The sequence below is a fragment of the Burkholderia mayonis genome, assembly GCF_001523745.2.
GTDB classification, from domain to species: Bacteria; Pseudomonadota; Gammaproteobacteria; order Burkholderiales; family Burkholderiaceae; genus Burkholderia; species Burkholderia mayonis.
The window spans coordinates 2,730,596-2,752,085 of sequence record NZ_CP013386.1 but is presented as its reverse complement, the minus strand read 5'-3'; the positions used below and the strand labels follow the sequence as shown (position 1 = coordinate 2,752,085).

The 21,490-nt window shown below is 66.9% G+C and carries 19 protein-coding genes and 2 pseudogenes; 5 read left to right on the top strand and 16 right to left on the bottom strand.

All coding sequences use genetic code 11. The features are described 5' to 3' along the window. Positions 1–252 precede the first annotated feature (252 nt). The 4 genes from WS70_RS13230 to WS70_RS13215 all read left to right on the top strand — a co-directional run bounded on the left by WS70_RS13230 (position 253) and on the right by WS70_RS13215 (position 5,199). Positions 253–1,398 (top strand): glycosyltransferase family 9 protein, encoded by a 1,146-nt coding sequence (locus WS70_RS13230; RefSeq protein WP_059596668.1) that lies wholly within the window; start codon positions 253–255, stop codon positions 1,396–1,398. Continuing rightward, complete coding sequence (locus tag WS70_RS13225) at positions 1,395–2,693, top strand: O-antigen ligase family protein (protein WP_059596667.1); 1,299 nt, start codon at positions 1,395–1,397, stop codon at positions 2,691–2,693. Before WS70_RS13230 ends, WS70_RS13225 begins: the two co-directional genes overlap by 4 nt. Continuing rightward, positions 2,690–3,940: a glycosyltransferase gene (locus WS70_RS13220; protein WP_059596666.1), complete on the top strand. Its 1,251-nt coding sequence runs from the start codon at positions 2,690–2,692 to the stop codon at positions 3,938–3,940. The genes WS70_RS13225 and WS70_RS13220 overlap by 4 nt, the downstream gene beginning before the upstream one ends. Positions 3,941–4,026: 86 nt before the next feature. After that, positions 4,027–5,199, top strand: coding sequence for a glycosyltransferase family 9 protein (locus WS70_RS13215; RefSeq protein ID WP_059469472.1), 1,173 nt, complete (start codon positions 4,027–4,029; stop codon positions 5,197–5,199). A gap of 164 nt (positions 5,200–5,363) precedes the next feature. On the opposite strand, the pseudogene WS70_RS13210 reads toward WS70_RS13215, so the two are convergent. Both WS70_RS13210 and WS70_RS13205 read right to left on the bottom strand, forming a co-directional pair. Continuing rightward, positions 5,364–5,549, bottom strand: a pseudogene (locus WS70_RS13210) (glycosyltransferase); the annotation flags it as partial. 19 nt (positions 5,550–5,568) lie between these two features. After that, a complete protein-coding gene (locus WS70_RS13205; RefSeq protein WP_059469474.1) occupies positions 5,569–6,333 on the bottom strand; it encodes a glycosyltransferase family 2 protein in 765 nt (254 codons plus the stop codon). Between the two features lie 429 nt (positions 6,334–6,762). On the opposite strand from WS70_RS13205, the gene WS70_RS13200 reads away from it, so the two are divergent. Next, positions 6,763–7,140, top strand: coding sequence for an RcnB family protein (locus WS70_RS13200; RefSeq protein WP_059596664.1), 378 nt, complete (start codon positions 6,763–6,765; stop codon positions 7,138–7,140). A 233-nt stretch (positions 7,141–7,373) separates the two neighbouring features. Here the strand turns inward: WS70_RS13200 and WS70_RS13195 are convergent, their stop codons facing one another. From WS70_RS13195 to WS70_RS13120, 14 genes and pseudogenes are all read right to left on the bottom strand, one after another. Beyond that, positions 7,374–7,931 (bottom strand): FUSC family protein, encoded by a 558-nt coding sequence (locus WS70_RS13195; protein ID WP_059596663.1) that lies wholly within the window; start codon positions 7,929–7,931, stop codon positions 7,374–7,376. Positions 7,932–8,139: 208 nt separating this feature from the next. After that, the gene (locus WS70_RS13190) at positions 8,140–9,408 is read right to left on the bottom strand and encodes an MFS transporter (protein ID WP_059596662.1); all 1,269 of its coding nucleotides are present in this window, start codon (positions 9,406–9,408) and stop codon (positions 8,140–8,142) included. Further along, positions 9,405–10,376, bottom strand: a complete 972-nt coding sequence (locus WS70_RS13185; protein ID WP_059596700.1) for a hypothetical protein — start codon at positions 10,374–10,376, stop codon at positions 9,405–9,407. Before WS70_RS13185 ends, WS70_RS13190 begins: the two co-directional genes overlap by 4 nt. A 422-nt stretch (positions 10,377–10,798) precedes the next feature. Beyond that, the gene (locus WS70_RS13180; protein WP_059596661.1) at positions 10,799–11,251 is read right to left on the bottom strand and encodes a carboxymuconolactone decarboxylase family protein; all 453 of its coding nucleotides are present in this window, start codon (positions 11,249–11,251) and stop codon (positions 10,799–10,801) included. A gap of 315 nt (positions 11,252–11,566) precedes the next feature. Continuing rightward, the gene (locus WS70_RS13175; protein WP_059596660.1) at positions 11,567–12,460 is read right to left on the bottom strand and encodes an RNA polymerase sigma-70 factor; all 894 of its coding nucleotides are present in this window, start codon (positions 12,458–12,460) and stop codon (positions 11,567–11,569) included. Between the two features lie 145 nt (positions 12,461–12,605). Next, on the bottom strand, positions 12,606–13,094 hold the full coding sequence (locus tag WS70_RS13170) for a LysR substrate-binding domain-containing protein (RefSeq protein WP_226382758.1): 489 nt from the start codon (positions 13,092–13,094) through the stop codon (positions 12,606–12,608). Between the two features lie 13 nt (positions 13,095–13,107). Next, positions 13,108–13,770 (bottom strand): DDE-type integrase/transposase/recombinase, encoded by a 663-nt coding sequence (locus WS70_RS13165; protein ID WP_059469480.1) that lies wholly within the window; start codon positions 13,768–13,770, stop codon positions 13,108–13,110. A gap of 292 nt (positions 13,771–14,062) precedes the next feature. Beyond that, positions 14,063–14,392, bottom strand: coding sequence for a DMT family transporter (locus WS70_RS13160; protein ID WP_082715915.1), 330 nt, complete (start codon positions 14,390–14,392; stop codon positions 14,063–14,065). Positions 14,393–14,402: 10 nt separating this feature from the next. Continuing rightward, positions 14,403–15,527, bottom strand: coding sequence for an aromatic ring-hydroxylating oxygenase subunit alpha (locus WS70_RS13155; protein ID WP_059596659.1), 1,125 nt, complete (start codon positions 15,525–15,527; stop codon positions 14,403–14,405). A gap of 739 nt (positions 15,528–16,266) precedes the next feature. Continuing rightward, a pseudogene (locus WS70_RS13150) lies at positions 16,267–16,620 on the bottom strand (IS6 family transposase); the annotation flags it as partial. 70 nt (positions 16,621–16,690) lie between these two features. After that, complete coding sequence (locus WS70_RS33590; protein ID WP_059596658.1) at positions 16,691–17,020, bottom strand: TfoX/Sxy family protein; 330 nt, start codon at positions 17,018–17,020, stop codon at positions 16,691–16,693. 441 nt (positions 17,021–17,461) lie between these two features. Next, the gene (locus WS70_RS13135; RefSeq protein WP_059596657.1) at positions 17,462–17,755 is read right to left on the bottom strand and encodes a hypothetical protein; all 294 of its coding nucleotides are present in this window, start codon (positions 17,753–17,755) and stop codon (positions 17,462–17,464) included. A 1,280-nt stretch (positions 17,756–19,035) separates the two neighbouring features. Beyond that, a complete protein-coding gene (locus WS70_RS13125) occupies positions 19,036–19,656 on the bottom strand; it encodes an SCO family protein (protein WP_059469486.1) in 621 nt (206 codons plus the stop codon). Positions 19,657–19,763: 107 nt separating this feature from the next. Beyond that, positions 19,764–21,479, bottom strand: coding sequence for a c-type cytochrome (locus tag WS70_RS13120; RefSeq protein ID WP_226382756.1), 1,716 nt, complete (start codon positions 21,477–21,479; stop codon positions 19,764–19,766). Positions 21,480–21,490: the final 11 nt, after the last annotated feature.

The window sequence follows — 21,490 nt, the reverse complement described above, 5'->3', positions numbered from 1 at the left end:
AATGGTATACTCCGCGAGTTCGGCTCAGCCCGCGACGCGCGGTAAAGCGCGTCGCGGGCTGAGCTGCATGCCCAGACCCGGAAGCGAGGAAAGCGCGTCGATTTCGCGCAGGTCCTGCGCGGGTTTCCAGGCGTTCTGATCTGTCCTCCGCAATACGAATCGTGGAAATTCTGCATGACGAAACGGCTTTTGGCCGGCCTCCGGCGCATTGCATCCCAGGTGGCGGAATCGACCAGCCGTTGATCTAATCGAATGAGCAGACTTCACGGCCGGATCCACATCTTCGCGCGAGCGCTGCCGAAGCTCGCCCTCAAGCGGTTGCGGCGCAGGCCTGCGCAGTTGCGGCGCATCCTGATCGCGCATCATCTGCTGCTCGGCGACACGCTGCTCCTGACGGCGCTCGTCGCAAAGCTGCGCGACCAGCATCCGGATGCGCAGATCGTGCTGGCTTGCCCAAAGTCGATTGCGCCGCTGTATGCGAAGCGGCCGTTTGGCGTCGACGCGTTCGCGTTCGATCCGCGCGACGGCGCGTCGGTCAGGCGTCTCCTCGCGTCGGGGCCATACGACCTCGGCATCGTCGCGGGCGATAACCGGCATAGCTGGCTTGCGCTCGGCGCGGGCTGCCACTGGATCGTCGCGCATGCGGGCGACGCGCCCGCGTGGAAGAACTGGCCGGTCGACGAATTGATCCCGTATCCGGACGCGCCTGCCGCGTGGGCCGATTTCGCCGCCGAGCTGGTCGGCGGGCCTGCGCCGCGGCCGTACCGTCCGGCCGACTGGCCTGCGCCGCAGGCGAGCGCGCCGCTGCCTGCCGAATTGCGCGAGCGGCCCTACGTGGTGCTGCATCCGGGCGCGAGCACTGCGGTCAAGCGCTGGCCGGCCACGCGCTGGCGCGAGCTCGCGGAGCGCGTGGAGGCGGCAGGCTATCTGCCCGTCTGGAGCGGCGGGCCGAGCGAAGTCGGACTCGTCGCCGAGATCGGTCCCGATCCCGCGCAACCGAATCTCGCGGGACGGCTCGGCCTCGCCGACCTGTGGCATCTGTTGAGCAGTGCGCGGGCGGTGGTGTGCCCCGATACCGGTATCGCGCATCTCGCGCGTCTCGTCGGCGCGCCGACCGTTGCGCTGTTCGGCCCTGGCAACGCCGGCATTCACGGCGCGGGCCGTTATTGGCAAGATGCGCCGTTCGTCGCGCTGACGATTGCGGACATGCCGTGCCGCGACCAGCCGTCGATTTTCCGGCGCCATGTCGCGTGGGTGCGGCGCTGCGACCGCAATGCGACAACGTGCGTCGCCTGGCGCGGCGACCATGCGGACTGCATGGGCCGTCTTTCAGTGGATGCGGTGCATCGTGCGCTGCAAAACGTTTTGGCGCTTGCGCCGTCAAGTTCAAGTCGATGACGATAACAACATCGCGCGTCGAGCGCGTGCTCTGGATTGCTTGTCCTACGTTGATGTTCGCCGTGATGTTCGGTCACATGAACGGGGTCGTCAACACGACGCTCGCGTTGATCGGCGTCGGCACGCTCGCCGGCATCCTGTCCGCGAGCAGGCCGCCGCTCCGGCAATGGCCGCTCGTTCTGCCGATTGTCGCGTGGGCCGCTTGGAGCCTCGCGTCGGTCGGCTGGTCGCTGTACCGGCACGTCAGCATGCGCGCCTGGCTCGACGAGGTGCTGTATCCGCTCGTCACGTTCTGGGGCTTCTGGCTTTTCGGCTCGCGCGTGAAGCGTCCGGAATGGCCGGTGCTCGTCGTGGCGGGGGCATGCGTGCTGCTTGCGCTCTTGAGCGCGTTCTACTGGGGGCGCTTGCAGCCGCCGACGCCGACGAACTTTCCGATCCGTTTCTACAACCGCGTTGGCCATACGAGCACGCTCGTCGTCTTCGCGATGCCGCTCTTCGCGGCGTTGCTGCTGCGCGCCCGCTGGCGCGTGATCGGCGCGATCGGGCTTCTCGCGTGCGGCTTCGTCGGGCTCGCGAGCCTGAACCGCTTCTTCTGGCCGGCCGCGGGCGCGACGCTCGTCGTCGCGTTCTTCCCGGTCTATCGGCGCCGGCTCGGCGTGAGCGTCGTCGCGATCGCGATCCTCGGCGCCGCCGCGCTCGGAATGCTCGAATACAGCGCGCGCGAGCGCGACCCGTCGGCGTCCACGGCGGCGGCATCAGCGTCGTCGGCCGCGCGCGACATCAAGGTCGCGGGCCAGCGAGTCTACGTGCCGGGCGAGCTGAACGCGCTCGGCGATACGCTGTCGTCCGACACGCGGCCGAAGCTCTGGGCGTTCTACGCCAAGGAGGGCAAGCACCACGCGTGGCTCGGCGTCGGTTTCGGCAAGCCGCTGCCGGGGCATGCATACGCGGCCGATGCACCGCCGCTGCTGCTGCAGATCGAGCCGCAGGCGCTGACTCACGCGCACAACCTGTTTCTCAATACGTGGCTGCAGACGGGCTACATCGGCGTCGCGCTGGAGGCGATGCTGTTCCTGAGCCTCGCGGGCGCGTTCTGGCGGCTGCGACGCGACGTGCCGGCGATGTCCGCGGCCGGGCTTGCGCTCGTCGTCGGAATGATCGCAAAGAACACCGTCGACGACTTCATGTGGCAGACGACGATGCTCGCGTTCTGGTCGTTCGCGGGCTTTCTGCTCGGCCACGGCGAACGCGAGGCGGGCGTTTCGCGCGCGTTGCAGACCGGGGGCGCGCGATGACGACGCCTGCCGCTCCCGCGACCGCCGCCGCACCGGCGGCGGACGTGGTTCACACGAGTGCGCGGCGCGTGCGCATCCTGTTCCACATCGACGACTTCGGCAAGGGCGGCACCGAGACTGCGCTGCTCGCGTGGCTCAATGCGCTCGATCGCCGTGCGTTCGAGATCGGGCTGTCGGTCGCGTACCCGACGCAGGACCTGGCGACCTGGTGCGCGAGGGCGATTCCGTCCGATGTCGCGGTGCACGTGCTCGCGCCGGAGCGCTGGATGCATGCGCTGCATCAGCGCGAGCGCGTGCGCAAGCTGCGCGGCGGCGAGAAGGTGCTGCACAAGGCGTCGACGCATGCGTTGATCCGGCCGCTCGTTGCGCGTCGCTTTCTGCGGCTCGCGCGCGGCTACGATGTCGTCTGCGATTTCGATTTCTCGTTGCGTCGCATCGCGGGGCAGGGCGGCGTGCGATGGATCGGCGTCAGTCACTACAGCTTCGCCGCGCGGTTCGGCGGCAAGAGCGCGTCGTACATGGCGCGGCGCATCGGCCAGTACGAGCGCTACGCGGCATTGGCGGTGCTTACGCCCGACATGCGGCGCGAAGCGGAGCGGCTCTTCGCGAATACTCGCGTCGCCGTCACCGAGCTGCCGAATGTGATCGATCCGGTCGCGCTGCGCGCGCGGGCGGCCGATCCGGCCGGATTGCCGGCCGGGCGCTTCATCGTGTCGGTCGCGCGGCTCGACGAAGGGCAGAAGGATCACCGCACCTTGCTGCGCGCATATGCGAAGGTGCGCGCGCGCCGCGCCGATGCGCCGCGTCTCGTGCTGGTGGGCGAAGGTCCGGATCGCCGAGTGCTCGAGCAGCTTGCGGACGAACTCGGGTTGCGCGACGCGGTGCAGTTCGCCGGCTTTTGTGCGAATCCGTTTCCATACGTGCGCGCGGCCGACATGCTGATCCTGAGCAGCCGCTACGAAGGCTTCGGGATGGTGCTCGGCGAGGCGATGGCGCTCGGCAAGCCGGTGATCTCGACGGATTGTCCGACGGGGCCGCGCGACCTGCTCGACGGCGGCCGCGGCGGGCTCCTCGTGTCGCCAGGCGACGCCGACGCGCTTGCCGACGCGATCGAGCGGATGCTTGCCGACGACGCGTTGCGCGCTGCGCTCGTCGCGCATGCGTCGCACAAGATCGAATCGTTCGGGCCGCGCGCGGCGAACGCGCGCATGCAGGCGCTCGTCGCGAAGCTGCTCGAATCGGCGTGAGCTCGCCCGCGCCGCACAGGTGCGCGGCGCGAATTCGCTAAAATGTCCAGTCGCCCGTTCTTCCTGCCTTCATCGTGACTGCTCAGTTGACGCTTCTCCGGCCGCCGCGCACCATCCTCGTGTCCTGTACGCGCCGCCTCGGCGACGTGTTGCTGACGACGCCGCTCGTCCGGTCGCTGAAAGCGCGTTGGCCCGATGCGCAGATCGACATGATCGTGTTCCGCGGTACCGAAGGCGTGCTCGAGCACAATCCGGACATCCGCCGCGTGATCACGGTCGCGCCGCGCGCGCGGCCGAAGGCGCGCATCGCCGACGCGCTGCGCATCTGGCGCAAGTACGACCTCGCATGCGCGGCGATCAGCTCCGATCGCGCGCGCTTCTACGCGTTCTTCGCGGGCCGCAAGCGGGTCGGGCTCGTCGATCCCGAGCGGGTGACGCGGCTCACGCGCTTCATCCTGAACGGCATCGCGCTCGACCAGCATCGCGACGTGCATACGGTCACGAGCAACCTCGCACTCGCCGACGTGCTCGGCGTGACGCCGCACGCCGACGTCGTCGCGCCCGGCATCGGCGACGATCCCGCCGCGCGCGCGCGTTTCGACGCAAAGCTGTACGCGACGCCCGCGCTGTCGCGCGGCGAGCCGTACGTCGTGCTGCATCCGTATCCGATGTTTCGCTACAAGCAGTGGCGCGAGGACGGATGGATCGACCTCGTGCGCTGGGCGCGCAGCCAGGGCTTCGCGGTCGCGCTGAGCGGCGGTCCCGCGCAGGCCGAGCGCGACTACGCCGCGCGGATCGCGCAGGCGTCGGGCGAGCCGGTGCTGAACATGGCGGGTGAGCTGTCGTTCGGCGAGAGCGCCGAAATGTTCCGGCGCGCGCGGCTCTTCATCGGCCCGGACACCGGCGCGACGCATGTCGCAGCCGCATCCGGCGTCCCGACGATCGCGCTGTTCGGGCCGTCGAATCCGACTCGCTGGGGCCCGTGGCCCGTGCATTGGCCTGCCGGCAACGAGCCGTGGCCGCTGCGCGGCTCGGGGCGGCGCGGCAACGTCTATCTGCTGCAGGGCGAGGGCGATTGCGTGCCGTGCAAGCTCGAAGGCTGCGATCGGCATCTGGACAGTTGGAGCCGATGTTTGACGGAAATGTCGTCGGCACGCGTGATCGGCATCGCGACCGAGATGCTCGGTCTCGATGCATCGAATACGCAGACCGATATTGCGGTGCCGGTCGGCATCAGCAAGCTCGGCGCACGGAAGTAGGGGGGCGTCGATCTTGGCGAGCCGGTGTGCTGGCGGTTCTGTCGCGGACGCGCTCGCTCGGGCGTGTGTGGGCGGGAGACGCAAGACGCGCTTGCGGGACGCGTGTTGTGCGACCGAGCCGGCGCGGTTCCTGTGAGCGGCGCGCCCGCGCTGCGCAGGCGGCCGCCTCGCGCGAACACGCGCTTCGCCGACGGCGCGATCGCGTCGCAGCAGCCGATATTCGACGACAGGATGGCGGGCGTTCCGCACATCACCGACTCGATGCCGACGAGCCCGAACGGCTCGTATCTCGACGCGAGGATCGTGAAATCGGCGGCGCGATAGCCGTCCTCGATGTCCTTCACGTTGCCGGCGCCGCCCCGCAGCGCATCAGTCGCGTGTTTGTTCCGGCCGCGAATACCCGAGTTTCAGGAAGCGGTAATAGACCGTCTCCGCATTGAACACGGCGATCATGAAGCCCGCCCGTCCATCCAGGAAACCCCGCCGCAGCAGATAGGTTCGCACGAACGCCCACGCACCGCGGCCGAGCGCCTTCGCGAATCCGCCTCGCTTGCCTGCCGCGCGCCGTTGCGCAGCGCCCGCGCTCGAATACGCGTCGAGCTTGCGCAGCACGGTCTCGAAGTCTTCGTACGAATAGTGGAGCAGCTTGCCGTCGAGCTTCGCGGCCGGCCCGTCGAACACGAGCCGCTCGTGGACGAGGTCGTCGGAAAAGCGCGCCGCGCCGCGCTTGAAAAGCCGAGGCACCCAGTCCGGATACCAGCCGCCGTGCCGCACCCAGCGGCCGCAGAAGCTCGACAGCCTGTCGAGCGCGTAGACCTGCGCGTGCGGCGCGCGCATCGCCGTCTGGATCGATGCGGCGAGCTCGGGCGTGACGACCTCGTCGGTATCGATCGACAGGATCCAGTCGGTGTCGAGCGCGGCGACCGCGCGATTCTTCTGCGGTCCGAATCCGGGCCAGTCGGCCGCGACGATCACGCGCGTGCCGTGCGCTTTCGCGATCTCGACGGTCGCGTCGGTGCTGCCGACGTCGACGACGACGACGTCGTCGGCGAACGACAGCGCGTCGAGGCATTCGGCCAGCCGGGCCGCGGCGTTGTGGGCGATAAGGGCGACGCCGAGAGTGGGTTCTGCCATGAAAGCGGTGTCTGAATACGAGGTGGGCGTTGGGCGGTGAGCGCGAGTATACCCGCGCGTCGCGCGGCGGCTGGCGAGATCGCGCAACCGGGGCGGGATGGCGCGCTTGCGGCGAGCGCCGGGGACGGCGGCTGTGGCCCGTCTACGGTCTTCAGGCGGGGTTGGGCGGAATGGAGGGGCTCGGCCGGGCGGGGACGCCGATGGATCGGAGGGTCCGACGAATCGAGGGCGGGAAGGCGGAACGGCAGGAGGACGGCGGCGGGAAGGAGGAACGCGCAAGCGCGGCCGATGCGTCGTCGATTTGCGTCTCCTCACGCTTTTTCATCTCGACCCGTAATTCCGGGCGGATCTGGTGCAATGTGCTACCTTTTTCTATGTCTATGCGCGCCGGCGCTGACAGCCGGTTGCGCCTTTTCACGGAGAGACTCGATGAAAGCACATCGTTTGCTGTGGGTTTCGATGGTCGCTGCCGGCGCGCTCGTGTCGTCGCTTGCAATCGCTCAACCGTCGCATGGTCCGGGCGGACCGGGCGACGAACGCTACGGGCAGCCTCCCGGCACGCATGACGAACGCGATCACGGTGATCACGGCGGCCCGCGTCCGGGCGAGCATCGCGGCGGCGAAAATGCCGCATGGCGTCGCGGCGACCGCCTGCCTGACGAATACCGCGACCGCCAGTACGTGATCGACGACTGGCGCGGGTACCACCTGTCGCCGCCGCCGCGCGGCTATCACTGGGTCGGGATCGGCGGCGATTACCTGCTCGTGCGCATCTCGACGGGCGTCATTCTGCAGATCGGGCCGTAAGCCGGTCGACGCGCGGCACGCTGCCCGCTGTCTGCCGTCCGCTCCACGATGGCATGGGGCGGAGCGGGTGCCGGCTATCCGTTTCCGGGCGATTCGGGGCGGGCGCTGCGGCCTCGGCCCGTGGCGGCGCGGGGCGTCCGCCCATCGGTCCGGACGCGATGGATGCGTCGCCGCCCGTCGCCGTTCCTCCATTTCCGCGCTCCGCCGCCTGCTGTCCTGCTCCTGCAGCGACGTCAGCCCTTGGCAAACCAGCGCCGCTCGATCTGCGACATCGTCCAGCCGACCGCCATCGCGCACGCGGTGCCGAGCGTCACCTCGCCGAGCCGCACGAGCGGGATGTCCCACAGCGGCCCTTCGCCCGGAAACAGCAGCACGATCGTCGCGGTGATCGCGCCGAGCCGCGCCGCGCTGCCGACGTTCAGGCACCAGCAGCAGATGATCGCGATCACGATCGTGACCGCGTACGTGACGACGTGGCCGGAGCCCGTCGCCGCGGCCGCGAAGCCGATCAGGCCGCCCACCATCGCGCCGATGAACTGGTCGCGCGACAGATTGATCGTGTCCGCGTAGTTGTGCTGCGTGACCGCGATCGCTGTGATCGCTGCCCATACGGCCTGCTCGGTGTGCAGCGCGCGGCCGATGCCGTACGCGAGACACGCGCCGCCTGCGGCCTGCACGGCCATCAGCACGCCCTGCATCAGGCGCTCCTTGAGCGACAGGCCCTTGAACAGGTCGAGCACCGACTGCTGGATTTGCCGACGTGCGTCGTTGAAAGCTTTGATCGTTTCCATCTCGTTCAGGCGAGGATCGGGAAATAGAAGGGGGGATGCCGGGCAGACAAAAGGCGAAGGAGGCGGTGCGTAGCGCCCATCGCTTCCCGCCGTCTGCGTTTCGAGACGGTGCCGGTGCACCGACGGCGGCGAACGGAGACCGCGGCGGGCGGCTGCGCGCATCGCCGCCGCATCAACCGTGACCGTGCCGTGTGCCGTTGCGCGCCAGTCACCGCGCCGGCTCGGCGCTCGAACGCTGCGCGTCTTCGACGAGCGCCGCGTCGCGCGTCTCGGGCATCGCGAACCAGACGAGCAGCGTCGCGAGCGCGCCCGCGGTGGCAAGCCCGAAGAAGCTCGTGGCGTTGCCGAAGTGATCGGCGGCGAAGCCCGCGACCGCGGTGCTGAGCGTCGCGCCGATGCCCGCCGCGAGCCCGAAGAGCCCGATGCACAGGTTGTAGCGGCCCTTGCCGCCCGCGACGTCGGCGGCGATGAGCGGCAGCATCACGCCGAACACGGCGGCGCTGATGCCGTCGAGCATCTGCACCGGCACGAGCAGGTAAGGGCTCGACACGCCGGCGAACAAGAGCGCGCGCAGCGGCAGCGCGGCGAAGCCGAGCAGCAGGATCGGCCGGCGTCCCCAGCGCTGCGCGGAGCGGCCGACCCACGGCGACAGCATCGCGACGATCGCTTGCGGGACGATGATGCACGCGGCGATCACGAGCTGGACGTTCTCGCCCATGCCCGCCGTGACTTCGCCCGCCGCGAGGTTGAGCATTGCCGCGTTCGACAGGTGGAACAGCACGACGCACGCGGCGAAGATCAGCATCCGCCGGTCGCGCAGCAGCTCGCGCAGTGTCTCGCGCTCTTCGTCTTCGTCTTCGTCGGCGTCGTCGCGCGCGGCGGGTGCGCGCGGCGTCGCGTGATGGTGGTGGTGGGTCGGCTCGATCATCGCGAGCGCGACGAGCGCGGGCAGCGCGAGCGCGGCCGTCAGCCAGAACACCGCGCGCGCGGAGAAGTACTCGCCCGTGAGCCCCATCAGACCCGCCGCGACTGCGCTGCCGAGCGACGCCCAGCGCGCGTTGCGGCCGAGCCGGCCGCCGAGGCTCTCGCGGCCGACGAGCGCGAACGAGATCGCCGCCATTGCCGGCACGAGCATGCAGCTCGCGAAGCCGTGGAACACCTCGGCCGCGATCACCGGCACGATGGTCGGGCTCGCGGCGAGCAGCACCGCGGACAGGATGATCGCGGCGATCGCCCATGCGGCCGCGCCTTTCTTGTTCCTCAGCGCGTCGACGGCCGCGCCGCCCGGCACCTGGCTCACCATCGCGCTGATCGTGCCGATCGACAGCACCATGCCGATCTCGCCCTGCGTCCATTTGTGCGACGCCAGATACGACGCGATGAACGGACCGAAGCCCGTTTGCACGTTTGCGACGAAGAAGTTGAGCCAGTCGAGGGCGCGCAGGCTACGCGCGCTGACCGCATGCCGGACCGTCATCGTTTCGCACCTGCCTGAGCGGCGGCCGGCGCGGCTGCGGGCGCGGCGGGCGAGACGGCGAGGATCGGCTTGTCGCCCGCATAGGGCGGCGACGCCTTCAACTGCGCTTCGTTCAGATCGAGGAGCGCGCGCAGCGACTTGTCCTTCGGCGCGAAGCGCAGCGCCGACCAGTTCGCGGCGATCGTGTGCCGGTCCGGATCGACGAGGCCGCCGACGTCGAGCACGACCGCCTGCGGCTGCGCGTCGCGGCCGATCAGCACGTCGACGACGCGGCCGACCTTCGCGCCGTTCGGGCGCTCGACGTCGGCATCGATGATCCGCATCTGGCCGGGAGCGGCGCCCGCGTGCGTCGATCCCGTCAGCGGCACCGCCTTCGGACGGTCGGCGGGCGGCAGTTGCGTGGCGGCCGGCATGTCGAGGACGATCGGCTCCTGCCTGCCGCCCGGCATGAAGCGGAACAGCTTCCACGGGAAGCTGACCTTGCGGTCGCCGACGCCCATGAAGCCTTGCAGGTTCACGAGCATTTCTCGCGGCGCGCCGCTCGCGTCGGCCGTCATGTCGACCGCGCGGCCGATCACCTTGCCGCTGCGCCGCACTTCGCTGTCGAGGAGTGCATGCACTTGGCTGCGCTCGATCGCGCGCGTCGTGACGAGCGGCGCGGGCGCAGGCGCGGGAGGCGGCAGTGGCGGCGCGGCGCGCGCGGGCTTGCGCGGCGGCGCGGCCTCGCGGCGCGGCTTCGGCGGCGCCGCAGCTTCGGCGGGCTCGGGCGCGCTCGCCGGCTTGGGCGCCGCGACGGGCTCGCTCGCCGGCTCGACGGGCACGGCGACCGCTTCGACGACGGGCGCGGGCGCTTGCGGCGCGCGGAACAGCGCACAGCCGGACAGTGCGAGCGTGGCGAGGACGACGGGAGCCGCAGTGGCGACGGGACGGGGGAGACGGAAGGCAGGATGCGGGAATCCGCCGCTCATCAAGAAATACTCCATGGACTGGGGCAGGCCGCATGGGCGGCATGGCTGTCGATGATGGCTGACGCCCGGAGGGCATCGCGGGAGGACAGAGTTTAACCTGTGAGGAATACGTGCCGGGAAAACGGCGACGGCGGCGCGCGGCGGATGCCGATGCGGGACGTCTGAACGGAATGGTACGCCCGTGCGGGCGGCGGCGGGGCAGGTAGCGGATGGGGCGGGAACGGTCGATGGCGAATGGCGAACGATTCAGCCGTTCCCCGACGCGCGTCGGGCGATTTCCTTGCGTCCGCGAGGCGCGAACCGGCCGCCCGCCCGCACGACGCGACGGCCGGGATGCCCGGCGGTCGGCGACGCTGGAGCGCCGTGCGTTGGCTCTCGGCCAAACGAGCGCCGGGCGCGACGCCCGGCCGCCCGACGTTCCCTTACACCGTTTCCGGAATCGGATTCCTGAAGCTGACGTTGAGCAGGTTCCACGCATTGATGGTCGCGATCGCGAAGCCGAGTTCCGCGATTTCGGCGTCGGAGAAGTGCGCCTGCAGTTCCGCGAACGCCGCGTCGCTCGGGTCCGTGTGCGGAATCCGCGCGACGCTTTCCGCCCATTGCAGCGCGGCGCGCTCGCGCGCGTCGAAGAATGGCGCTTCGCGCCAGCCGGCGACGGCGTTCAGGTGCCGCTGGTCGACGCCGAGCCGCACGAGATCGCGCCAGTGCATGTCGATGCAGTACGCGCAGCCGTTGATCTGCGACACGCGCAGGAACACGAGATCGACGAGCCGCTTGTCGAGCGCGCCGCTCCACACGGTTTCGGACAGATGGAGTAGCGCGTTGAACGACTTCGATGCGAGCTTGGGGTACGGGAGGCGGGGGGCGTGTGCCATGATCGGTTTCCTCGTGAAGGCGGGGCCGCTCGATGCGGCCCTCGCCTACAAGACGCGGCACGTCGCGCGTTTGTGACAGATTTTTGCAAGGAGGCGTCGCGGGGCAGTGTGGTGCGACGCGGTCGGCATCGATGGCCGTTCGGACGATGGGATGGGCTTCGGGCTGTGCCATACCATATCCAGTACCAGACGAACCGAGCTGAATCGAGCTGAGGAGAGCTGGGCTGAGCCGGGGCAGCCCTGTCCGGTCTTGGCGGGGCGGGCGTCACGCGAGACATCGCGCCAGCGCGATTGCGCCGCGCGCCATCGCCGCGTTCACTTGTCGCCGGTCGGAATGTGCGCGAGCTTGTCCGGATTGCGCACCGCGTAGATCGCGATGATCCGCGCGCCGTCGGTGACGAACGCCTGCGCGGATTCGATCTGCCCGTCGATGAAGCGCAGCAGGCCCGGCTCGCCGTTGATCTGCGCGAGCCGATACGCGACCCGCCCGACGTTGCGCCTGCCGACGGCCCAATACAGATTCGCGATCCGGAGCGCGCCGCGCAGCACCTTGAAAAACGACGGCACCTTGCCGCCGCCGTCGCCGACGAGCTCGACGTCGTCGGCGAGGAGCGCCTGGATCGCGCCGCGCTCGCCGCTCGCGGCGGCCCGCGCGAAGCGCTCGACGAGCTGCCGGTGCCGGTCGCGCGACACGTCGAAGCGCCGGTGCGCCTGCTGGACGCGCGTCGACGCGCGATGGACGAGTTGCCGGCACGCGGCCTCGCTCTTGTCGAGCAACTGCGCGATCTCTGCGTAGTCGCGTTCGAACGCCTGACGCAGCAGGAACGCCGCGCGCTCCTCGGGCGACAGCCGCTCGAGCACCCAAAGCAGCGCAACCGACAGGTCGTCGGCAAACTCGGCGGCGGTCTCGGGCGTGCGCTCGTCGGCGTCGACGAGCGGCTCGGGCAGCCACCAGCCTACGTACGCGTCGCGCTGCGCCTTCGCGGCGCGCAGCCTGTCGATCGACAGCCGGGTGACAACGGTGACGAGCCACGCCTCGGCCGAATCGAGCGCGTCGTGATCGGCCAGGTGCCAGCGCAGCCAAGCGTCCTGCAGCACGTCCTCGACGTCGGCGCGCGTGCCGAGCATCCGGTACGCGATCGAGAAGAGCCGCGGGCGCAGCGCGGTGAACGGTTCGTCGGATGGCTTCGGTCGGGATGTTTCGGTCATGTTCGTGTGATGGCTTGAATGGCTGACGGTTGGAATCAACAAGACGCGGCAGGCCGGGCTTTTGTGACAGTGGGGAACGGGGCGATGTGCGGATGTTCGGCGCTCCGTCGCTCGCCCGGCGTCGGCGCATCCATCGACTGACGCGCTACGCTCGAGGCCCCGCCGCCCGCGCGTCGTCCCCCGGCTGGGACTCCGGCTGCGGTCCCGGCTCGTCCGCGCGCCGCCGGACGACGGCGAACAGCGCGTCGCGCAGCCAGCGATGCGCGGGACCGGCCTGAAGCCGCGGATGACATGCGGCCGCGAGCGTGAAGCCGCCGACTGCGACGGGCAGCGGCAGCAGATCGAGCCGGTCGGCGAAGCACATGAAGAAGCGCTCGGGCAGCGCACACACGCAGCCGGTTGCTTCGAGCACGGGTGGCGCGAGATGGTACTGCTGCACGGACACCGCGATGAACCGCGTGCGCCCCAGCGCGCGCAGGCGGTCGTCCATGAAGCCGTGAAAGCCGCCGCCGTCGCCCGACACGATTACATGCCGGAGCGCGCAGTACGCGTCGAGGTCGGGCGGCGCGAGCCCGCGCGGATGCCCTTTGCGCTGCGTTGTCAACGTGGAGAGAATCAGGCGGAACTGCGGCAAGTGTGGCGATCGTTCAGAAACCTGTCGACGGACTTCGGGCGAGTTCGGTGAATTCGCGCCGGGCCACAAACCTTGCTGCGAGCGGTTTGCGATAGTGTGAAGCGCGCGGCAGATGCCGCTCGAGGGCAAAGTGCTGTCGGATCGGACCGAAGCAGCCGAGGAATGCCGGTGTGCGTTTCGGGTTGCGAAAATCCCGCATGCGCCAGTCGCGTTCGCGCGTCGGCTGGCGGCTGTTCTCAGCCCGGTTGTATAGCCGGGCCGCCGCTTTGACGAACACATGCTTCACGCTCGCCGGTTCAGGAATTTCCGCGCTTGCCGCCGGATAGCTGCGCAACTGATCGGTAACGATCTTGCGTGGCGCGGGACTTGAGCGCAGAACGCGCCTGAAGAAGCGTTTGGCGGCAACCTTGTCGCGCCGCAAGATGTCCAGCTCGGCACCGCGCTCGTCGACCGCCCGCCACAGCACGTATGGCTCGCCGCGCTGCGTCACGAACATCTCGCCGAGGTGCCATGTGCTGCCCGGCTTGCGGCGCGCCGCTCTGACCAGGTGTGCGAAGTCCGCGCCGAATTTATCGCACCAGCATCGGATCGTCTCGTACGTCACGATCACGCCGCGCTCGAAGAGCAATCCCTCGATGTCACGCAAGCTCGACTGGAAGCGAAAATGCCCGCGCACCGCGCAACTGACAGCGCTGGTCGGGAAACGATGACCGTGATAAAAGCGATTTCGATTTCTTCATCACCACATCCTACGCGCTCGACCCTACAACCTGACAATACCCCGGCACGTAATGCCTGCAACGTCTTGGCGAGACATGAACCTCTTTGAGTCCGAGACAGATGGCTTTCGCGCCGGGTTCGCAATTTGGCGGCAGCGCGGCTACCGCGCGAACCGACTGAGAGAGCATGCGGTCCGGGAGGGGGAGAGGGCTTGCGGCCGTGCCTGGGCGAAGCCGTCCCGGCAACCATTACGCCGCGGCTCGCTGGCTCAGGTTTAACAACACCACGCCGGCCACAATAAAGGCCATCCCCGAAAGCTTCGCAAGCGACGTACCTTCATCGAATACGATCACGCCGACCAAAGCAGTGATTGCTGTGCCGGCACCGGCCCAGATCGCATAAGTAATTCCAATTTCAAGCTGTTTTGTAACAATGCCCATCAGCCATATTGCGCCAACGTAGCACACCCCCATCGCGACTGTATACGAGGGGCGACTTAAGCCATCCGAGCACTTCAGAAATACTGTTCCGACTACTTCGGAAAGAATTGACAGTGAAAGTAATATCCACGGACTCATGATTATCGACTCACAAATATTGGCCGATCTGGGATCGATAGAGCGCATGGAAATGACGCATGCCATCTTCGAGAGGGCTTTGGTACGGCCCCACCTCACAGCCGCCACGTTCCCAAAGTGCGCGCCGGCCTTCGTGCATCCTCTCGCCGATCAGGTTGTCCTCAATTGCAGTCTCAATATATGCTTCGGCGGCAATCCGGGCGCTCGTGATCGAATCTGTGTCAAACAGAATAATTTCTTCCGGATGGAAGAATTCGACATTATTGACGCTGTGTCCGGCGCCGTTGGGGAAGACCGTTGATATCACAAGCACGAGAGGATACCACTCGATCATGACATTCGGGTAAATGTAGAGCCATATTGCTCCATAGTTCGGGAGATCCGATCCATAGTAATCCAGTACTGCGCGATGCCACTTTCGATAGATCTCGCTGTTTCCCGGCCTCCGCAGTGTGTCTTTGATGCCGACCATCTGCACGCTATACCACTCGCCAAATTTCCACTGGATATTGTCGCAAGTCACGAAATTGCCGAGGCCAGGATGAAATGGCGCGACATGGTAGTCTTCCAGGTAAAACTCGAGGAACGTTTTCCAGTTGTAATTCACGCGATAGCTTTCCGATTTGTCCGGTACATATCGAGTGAAATCAATGATCTCGGCGATCTCTGATGGCAAAGACGCCATCGCGCTCGCAACGTTATGCGGAGCCGCCTCGTATATGATCCCGTTCCATTTTTGTGTCGCGAAATTTTCCAGGTTCAGGCAGGGATTCTCGGGGAAATGCGGCGCTCCGAGCAGGGTTCCGTTGGGGGCGTACGTCCATTGATGCAATGGGCACGTTATGTAAGAAGCGGTCCCACGCCCCTGCAGTATGGTGGCCTGACGATGTCGACAAACGTTCGACAGTAAATTGATGCCATTTTCGGCATGAACCATGATCCGTCCGTTGTTTTCATGAGAGAGCACTAAATAATCCCCGACGTGCGGGATCCACTGCTCATGTCCGAGGTACTGCGGAAAGACTTCGAAGATCAGATCGCGCTCGAGTTTTAAAACGTCTTCGTCAAAATAGGATTTGACTGGAAGCTGAGCAAAACGATTATCTGGCATAATGCAGCTCTCTATATCGATCACTTGGACGGCTCTCTCTCTCGGTGATATTTCCAATTTTGTGCGAGCGAATTAGAAGTCGATCCGCCGTGTTCTCGACTTGCCTTGCAGATGGGCAGGCCTGTGCCTTACAGATAGACGGGCCTGCATACTCTACGGATGGAGTCCCTCGTCTGCAACAACTTTTTTCGCTACTGTCGTGGCACCAAATAAAGCATCGATTCAACTCTATGCGAAGCCACGCCGCGCATCGGTCAGCGCATGGACGCGCGACAGCCATGGAATGGTCACTTAATTTCCATCTTCCTGTAATAAGTTGTCGGGCGAGAGACGGGACATTCTGGAGAGAGGAGCCCACTTTTTTACCCAGCGCGGCTACTGCGTCGTTCGTGATTTCGTGAAGGAAAAATGCACCCGATCTCGCGATTTTGTACGGTGTTAGATTGATATCCGGAGTGCTTGACAAGCAATAATGTAATTATTTGACGCAGAAACAACTGCACGGGATTGGTGATGCCAGTATATGAATTAGAAATATTCCATCATTAAAATGGTGCACTTGGTCGTATGCAAATCTGTTTGTTTTCTCTTTCCCGCGTTCTGAACGATCGATGGACTGCGAATTACCAAGGTTATGCCACGCGGACGCCCGTTCCATTCGACGGCGCATGCCGGTAAATGAGGCGGGCGACGGTCAGGTTCTGCAAAGGGCGCTGTCAACGTGGAGAGAATCAGGCGGAACTGCGGCAAGTGTGGCGATCGTTCAGAAACCTGTCGACGGACTTCGGGCGAGTTCGGTGAATTCGCGCCGGGCCACAAACCTTGCTGCGAGCGGTTTGCGATAGTGTGAAGCGCGCGGCAGATGCCGCTCGAGGGCAAAGTGCTGTCGGATCGGACCGAAGCAGCCGAGGAATGCCGGTGTGCGTTTCGGGTTGCGAAAATCCCGCATGCGCCAGTCGCGTTCGCGCGTCGGCTGGCGGCTGTTCTCAGCCCGGTTGTATAGCCGGGCCGCCGCTTTGACGAACACATGCTTCACGCTCGCCGGTTCAGGAATTTCCGCGCTTGCCGCCGGATAGCTGCGCAACTGATCGGTAACGATCTTGCGTGGCACGGGACTGATCGCCGCGGCATCGGCGGATCGGGGTGAGCCCGCGCATGCGCGAGCACGGCGGTCGACGGGCGATGCGCTACTTCGGCGGCAGCGAACGGACGCATTCGAGCGCCGCGTCGAGCAGCCGGCGACGGAGCGCATCGTTGCCGTACGCCTCCGGCGCGACGCGCACCCAGCCTTGCATCGGCCTGCCGCGCGAGATCATCCGTACGATGCCTGACCGCTGCAACGCCCAGCCGTCGTTGTCCTTGCCGAGCCTGACGAGCATTCCGTCGTCGCGGGCGCAGCAGAGCAGGTTGCCGTCGAGCAGCCATGCCCAGCCGCCGAACATCGCCTTCGCGGTGAGGTTGCGCTCGAACTTCAGTTCGTCGTCGACGAGCGCTTCGAGGTCGGGATCGCGAGCCATGCGACGTTTTCCGTTGATGGGCGGCGCAGCGTGCGCTGTGCGCTGGTGAGCGTGCCGACCGCGCCGGCATCTTTCATCGTAGCGCGTGTGCGGCGCGGCGCAAATGCGCATGCCGGCGCTCGGGGTCGCCATTTTTCGAAGAGCGTCCTGGATGCGCGTGAGCGAGGCGCACCGTGCGCTGGGCGGGGCGATGCCAATGCCAATGTCGACGTCCGACGTCCGGTAGACGGTGGACGGCGAATTGCGAATGGCCAATGATCGATGGCGAACGGCGAACGGCGAACGGCGAACGGCGAACGGCGAACGGCGAACGGCGAACGGCGAACGGCGAACGGCGAACGGCGAACGGCGAACGGCGAACGGCGAACGGCGCGCATGCCACTTGCATTTCGTCGTTCGTCGGGATGTCGCAGGTAGCAGCCGGCGCCGCCTGCCGCGCGGTCAATAGCCGTGCGTGACGAGCGACAGCACCGACAGATCCGGATGCGTGCCGTCGACGATGCTGCAGCCGATCGACACCGCTTCGTGGAACGCCTCGTCGGCGGTGCGAAAGCTCTCTTCGCCGTCCGCGTGAAACGGCACGGTGTGGCCGGGCAGCTTTGGATCGGCGCCCGGATGGCACACGTAGCCCGTGTACGTGTAGCGGTTCGCGTCGGCTTGCGTCGGGGTCGGCGACACGTGAATCTCGAAGCCTTCGTAATCGACTTGTCGAGACGGAATCGGCGATTCGGACATGGCTGTCTCCTGGGTCGCGCCCGGCGCCCGGCGCCGATCGCGCGGTCGTTTTTCGTTGTCGTCCTTTGAAGAAAATTCTAGGCGATCGAATCCCGAATAGCTCGTTGTCTCCCGCCGGGAACGGATTGCCATCGATCGATTGACTTTTTTTCGATCGATCGATCGATCGACCGGCCCGGCCCGGCCCGGCCCGGCCCGGCCCGGCTCGGCTCGGCTCGGCTCGGCTCGGCTCAGCTCGACTGGCGGCGTTGGGTGAATCCGCGGCGCGCCGCTTGCTGCGCGACGGACTCGTTTACTGCAGGAGGCACCATACGACCCGAATTTTCTCGAAGCATATGGCGAGCGGTCGCCGTCGGCGTGACGGCGGCGGGATTGGCGGTAGCGATGTCCTCGTGCTCGAAGCAGGGCGGCAGCGCCGCATCCGCCGGCGGGTGAGGACGGACCGCGCCGACCGGGCGCGCGGCGCGCATCGGACGTGCCGCGCGCCGGCGCTCGATCGGGAGAGGGCGTCGGCTGGAGCCGCACGCTGATTCCCGCCGGCGAGCCATGCGAACCATACGAGCCGCCCGGCGGCAATTCGGCGGAAAGGCCGCAGCAACCGTTCGCTCGGTCCGGGCGAATTCGCCGGGCAGCGGCGGCGTCGCGGGCGCGAACGAGCGTCCGTTCGACGTCGATACCGACCGCGACGTTCGTGCGTTCGAAACGAGCGCCGCCGAACTCGACAGCAATACGGATCGCACGGAGAGGCCGAGCGCCCGTTGGCGGACGGCGGCTCGACGCTCGACGAACACGCGGATTTCGAGCCGGTCTGCACCGAGCGAGCGCCCAAGTCGACGCGCAAGGGCTGAGCGGGGCGCGGCGTTTTTTTACAATGCGAGCGCAAATCGCGGCGGCGCCAGCCGAGTCGCGTCGGCAGCGAATCGAACTGCAGGGTGCTGCGTCTCTTGCGCCGCATGAGTGCCCGGCAAACGGCCCGATCGATTCGAGCAGCGTCGACCGAGCGGCTGTTTGCACGACGTAGCGAATTTTCCCGTTTTGTGTCGCGCGACGGGTCCTCGGCCGAATCAGTCATCGGCGCTGCATCGTCCGCATCAGTCGGGCAACGGCCATCGTCGACCGCCGCCGCCTCGCTGCCGTTCGCCACGCACCGTGGCGTGTCAATCGGGAGCGCGAGGATCGACTCATTCAGCCCGGCGGAGCTTGCCGCATGCAGGCCGCCGCGCCCGTACCGCCGGCGTCTTCAGACGGGCCGGCGCGTCTGAAGACGCAGATCGGCGCGATCAGTCGAAAGCCAGGACGGAATGGTATAGATGCAGCAGATCGTCGGTGGTCGCGAATCCGTCGATTCGAAGCCATGACTTGCCCGGCGCCGCGCGCAGCAGGAAGACCGGGTTGTGATCCATCTTGTCCTGCCGGTACACGTTGAAGGCTTTCTGCGCGGCGATGCTCGCCGCCGCCGTTCCCGTGTAGTGCTGCCACTCCGGTCCCGCACCGAACTTCGCTGCGTACTCGCGCAGGCGCGCAGGCGTGTCGTTTTCCGGATCGATCGAAATCGACACGATGTGGACTTTGTCGCGGTCCGCGCCGAGCTCGTGCTGGAGTTGCGACAGGGTCTGACTGATCACCGGGCAGATCGATGTGCAGGTGGTGTAGATGAACGTCAGCACGACCGGACGTCCGTCGTCGAGCTCGTCTTTCAGCGCGACGGTCTTGCCGTCGTCGCGCACGAGCGTCACGGCCGGTACGGTATAGGCCACCGTCGATGTCTTCATGCTCGACATCATCATGTGGTGATGCGCATGCATGTCTTCTTGAGCCGATGCCGGATGTCCGATAAGCGTGAGCGCGCCGGCCGCGATCAGCGTGTTGGCGAATGTGGAAAGCTTCCCGATCATGTTCATTTCAGTCTCCCTGAGTGGTGAGCCGCGTTGCTCGTCGTCGGCTTGGGCGACGCGCTTGCAGCGTGGCGAATCATCGTCCTGCGAATCGGACAGGGCGATGTCGGCGTCTACGGAACGGTCCACGCTCCGTCGGCCACGATGCGCGTGCCGCTCGTGTCCGCGAAGTGAACCATGTAGCCGCCTTTCGATGCGAGGCGCTGTCCCGGCGCAAGCGTCAGGCGCGGATAGTAGCCGGTGATCACACGCTGTTCGAGCGTGTCTTCGATGCGCTCGACGAGATAGTCGCGAACGTAGGTTCCGGTCACGTGGCCGAGCGCTTCTTCGAGCAACACGCACGCGAGGAAGGTGTCCGCTTGAACCTGTTGATCGACGATCGGGACGTGTCTGGTGGCCGCCCAGTCGAGCATGTAGTCGACGCGTCGGCGCACGCGATCGGGCATGTCGAACGGATACGCGATGTGCGTGACCGCACGCCAGCCGCCAGGCAGCGGCGCATGATCGAGGCCGCCCATCATGCCGGACATATAGACCATCCGCGTCGGCGCGGCTTGGCCCAACGTCGCGATATCGGCGGGGCGCAGCCACAGCACGAGCGCGTCGTTTTTCGAGATGCCGTTCAACGCTTTCACGGCGCGATCGGCCGGCATCAGCGCGTGGCGAGACACGTCGAATCCCCGTGCACGCAAGGCGGTGGCGAGCGCTTGCGCACCCGCTTCGCCGCTGTCGCCGACCCGATACACTTCGTGGACCGTTTGTGGCGCGACGTCGTGGCCGCCTCGGGCGATTGCCGACGCGATCAGTCCGGCCTCCAGCAGCACGCCGTTCGAGAAGTAGATCGAATAGAAGTCGTCGTTGTGGGCGTCCGGCACCTCGACATTCGGAAACAGGCATGGAAGACGGGCGCGCTCGCAGAACGCGCGAACGGGCGCCCAGTTTCGCCCGCCCAGCCCCGAGATCACCGCGAACACCGGCTCGGCGGCGAGATGCCGGGCGAGCTGCGCTTCCCACGTCGATGCCGCGCCGCTCAGTTCCCAGACGTGCAGTTGCCAGCGGCGCGAAGCCGAGGCCGGCGCGTCGCTCGACATCGACAGATGCGGCGGGGCTGCGCTCGTCGGAAACGCGTCCTTGTCGGCGAAGTAGCGCCGCAGCACGTCGAGCGTTGCGCGGCGCTTCGCGGGATCGGCGTCCGGCGTCGTGATCGTCGCGAAATGCAGGACAGTGTCGGTGACGCCCGGCGCGGGCCGCGGATCGAGGCGTTTCAGATAGCGGAGCAACGCCGCCATGTCGTCGTCGTTCAACGCGAAACGCGGCATCAGGTAGCCTAGGCGTTGGCCTTGCGCATCGATTCCGCCGCGGATCGCACGGGCGAGCGTCACGTCGGTATAGGCGGCGCGGTCGCTGCGCATGCTCTCCACGTACGGCATGCCGGGACGCTCGCCGCTCAGCGTGCTTGGATGGAACAGATACGTTCCGGCGATCGGCGGGACCGTCGTGAATCCCGATCTGGCTCCGAGGCCGCTGCGCCGATGGCAGTTGACACAGGCGACCGCGGGTCCTTCCATGTGTAAGCCGCCTTCGCGCAGCGCCTGAAGCGGCGCGCCGGAACTCAGCGTGCCGTTGCGATAGATCGCCTCGCCGGGATCGTTCGTCGGCGGTCCGTCCGCCCGCGCTGTCACGGTGGCGGACAGCGCGAGCGTCAGGGTGAACAGCGGCGCGAGCCGCGTCGGCACAAGCGCCGGCACAGCGGACGGATGCGCGGCGGCCGATGCGGCGGCCCCGGCTGTCCGACGCCATCCGCCATGCGAGCGGGCGTGGTCCGGCATCGGCGGTTTCG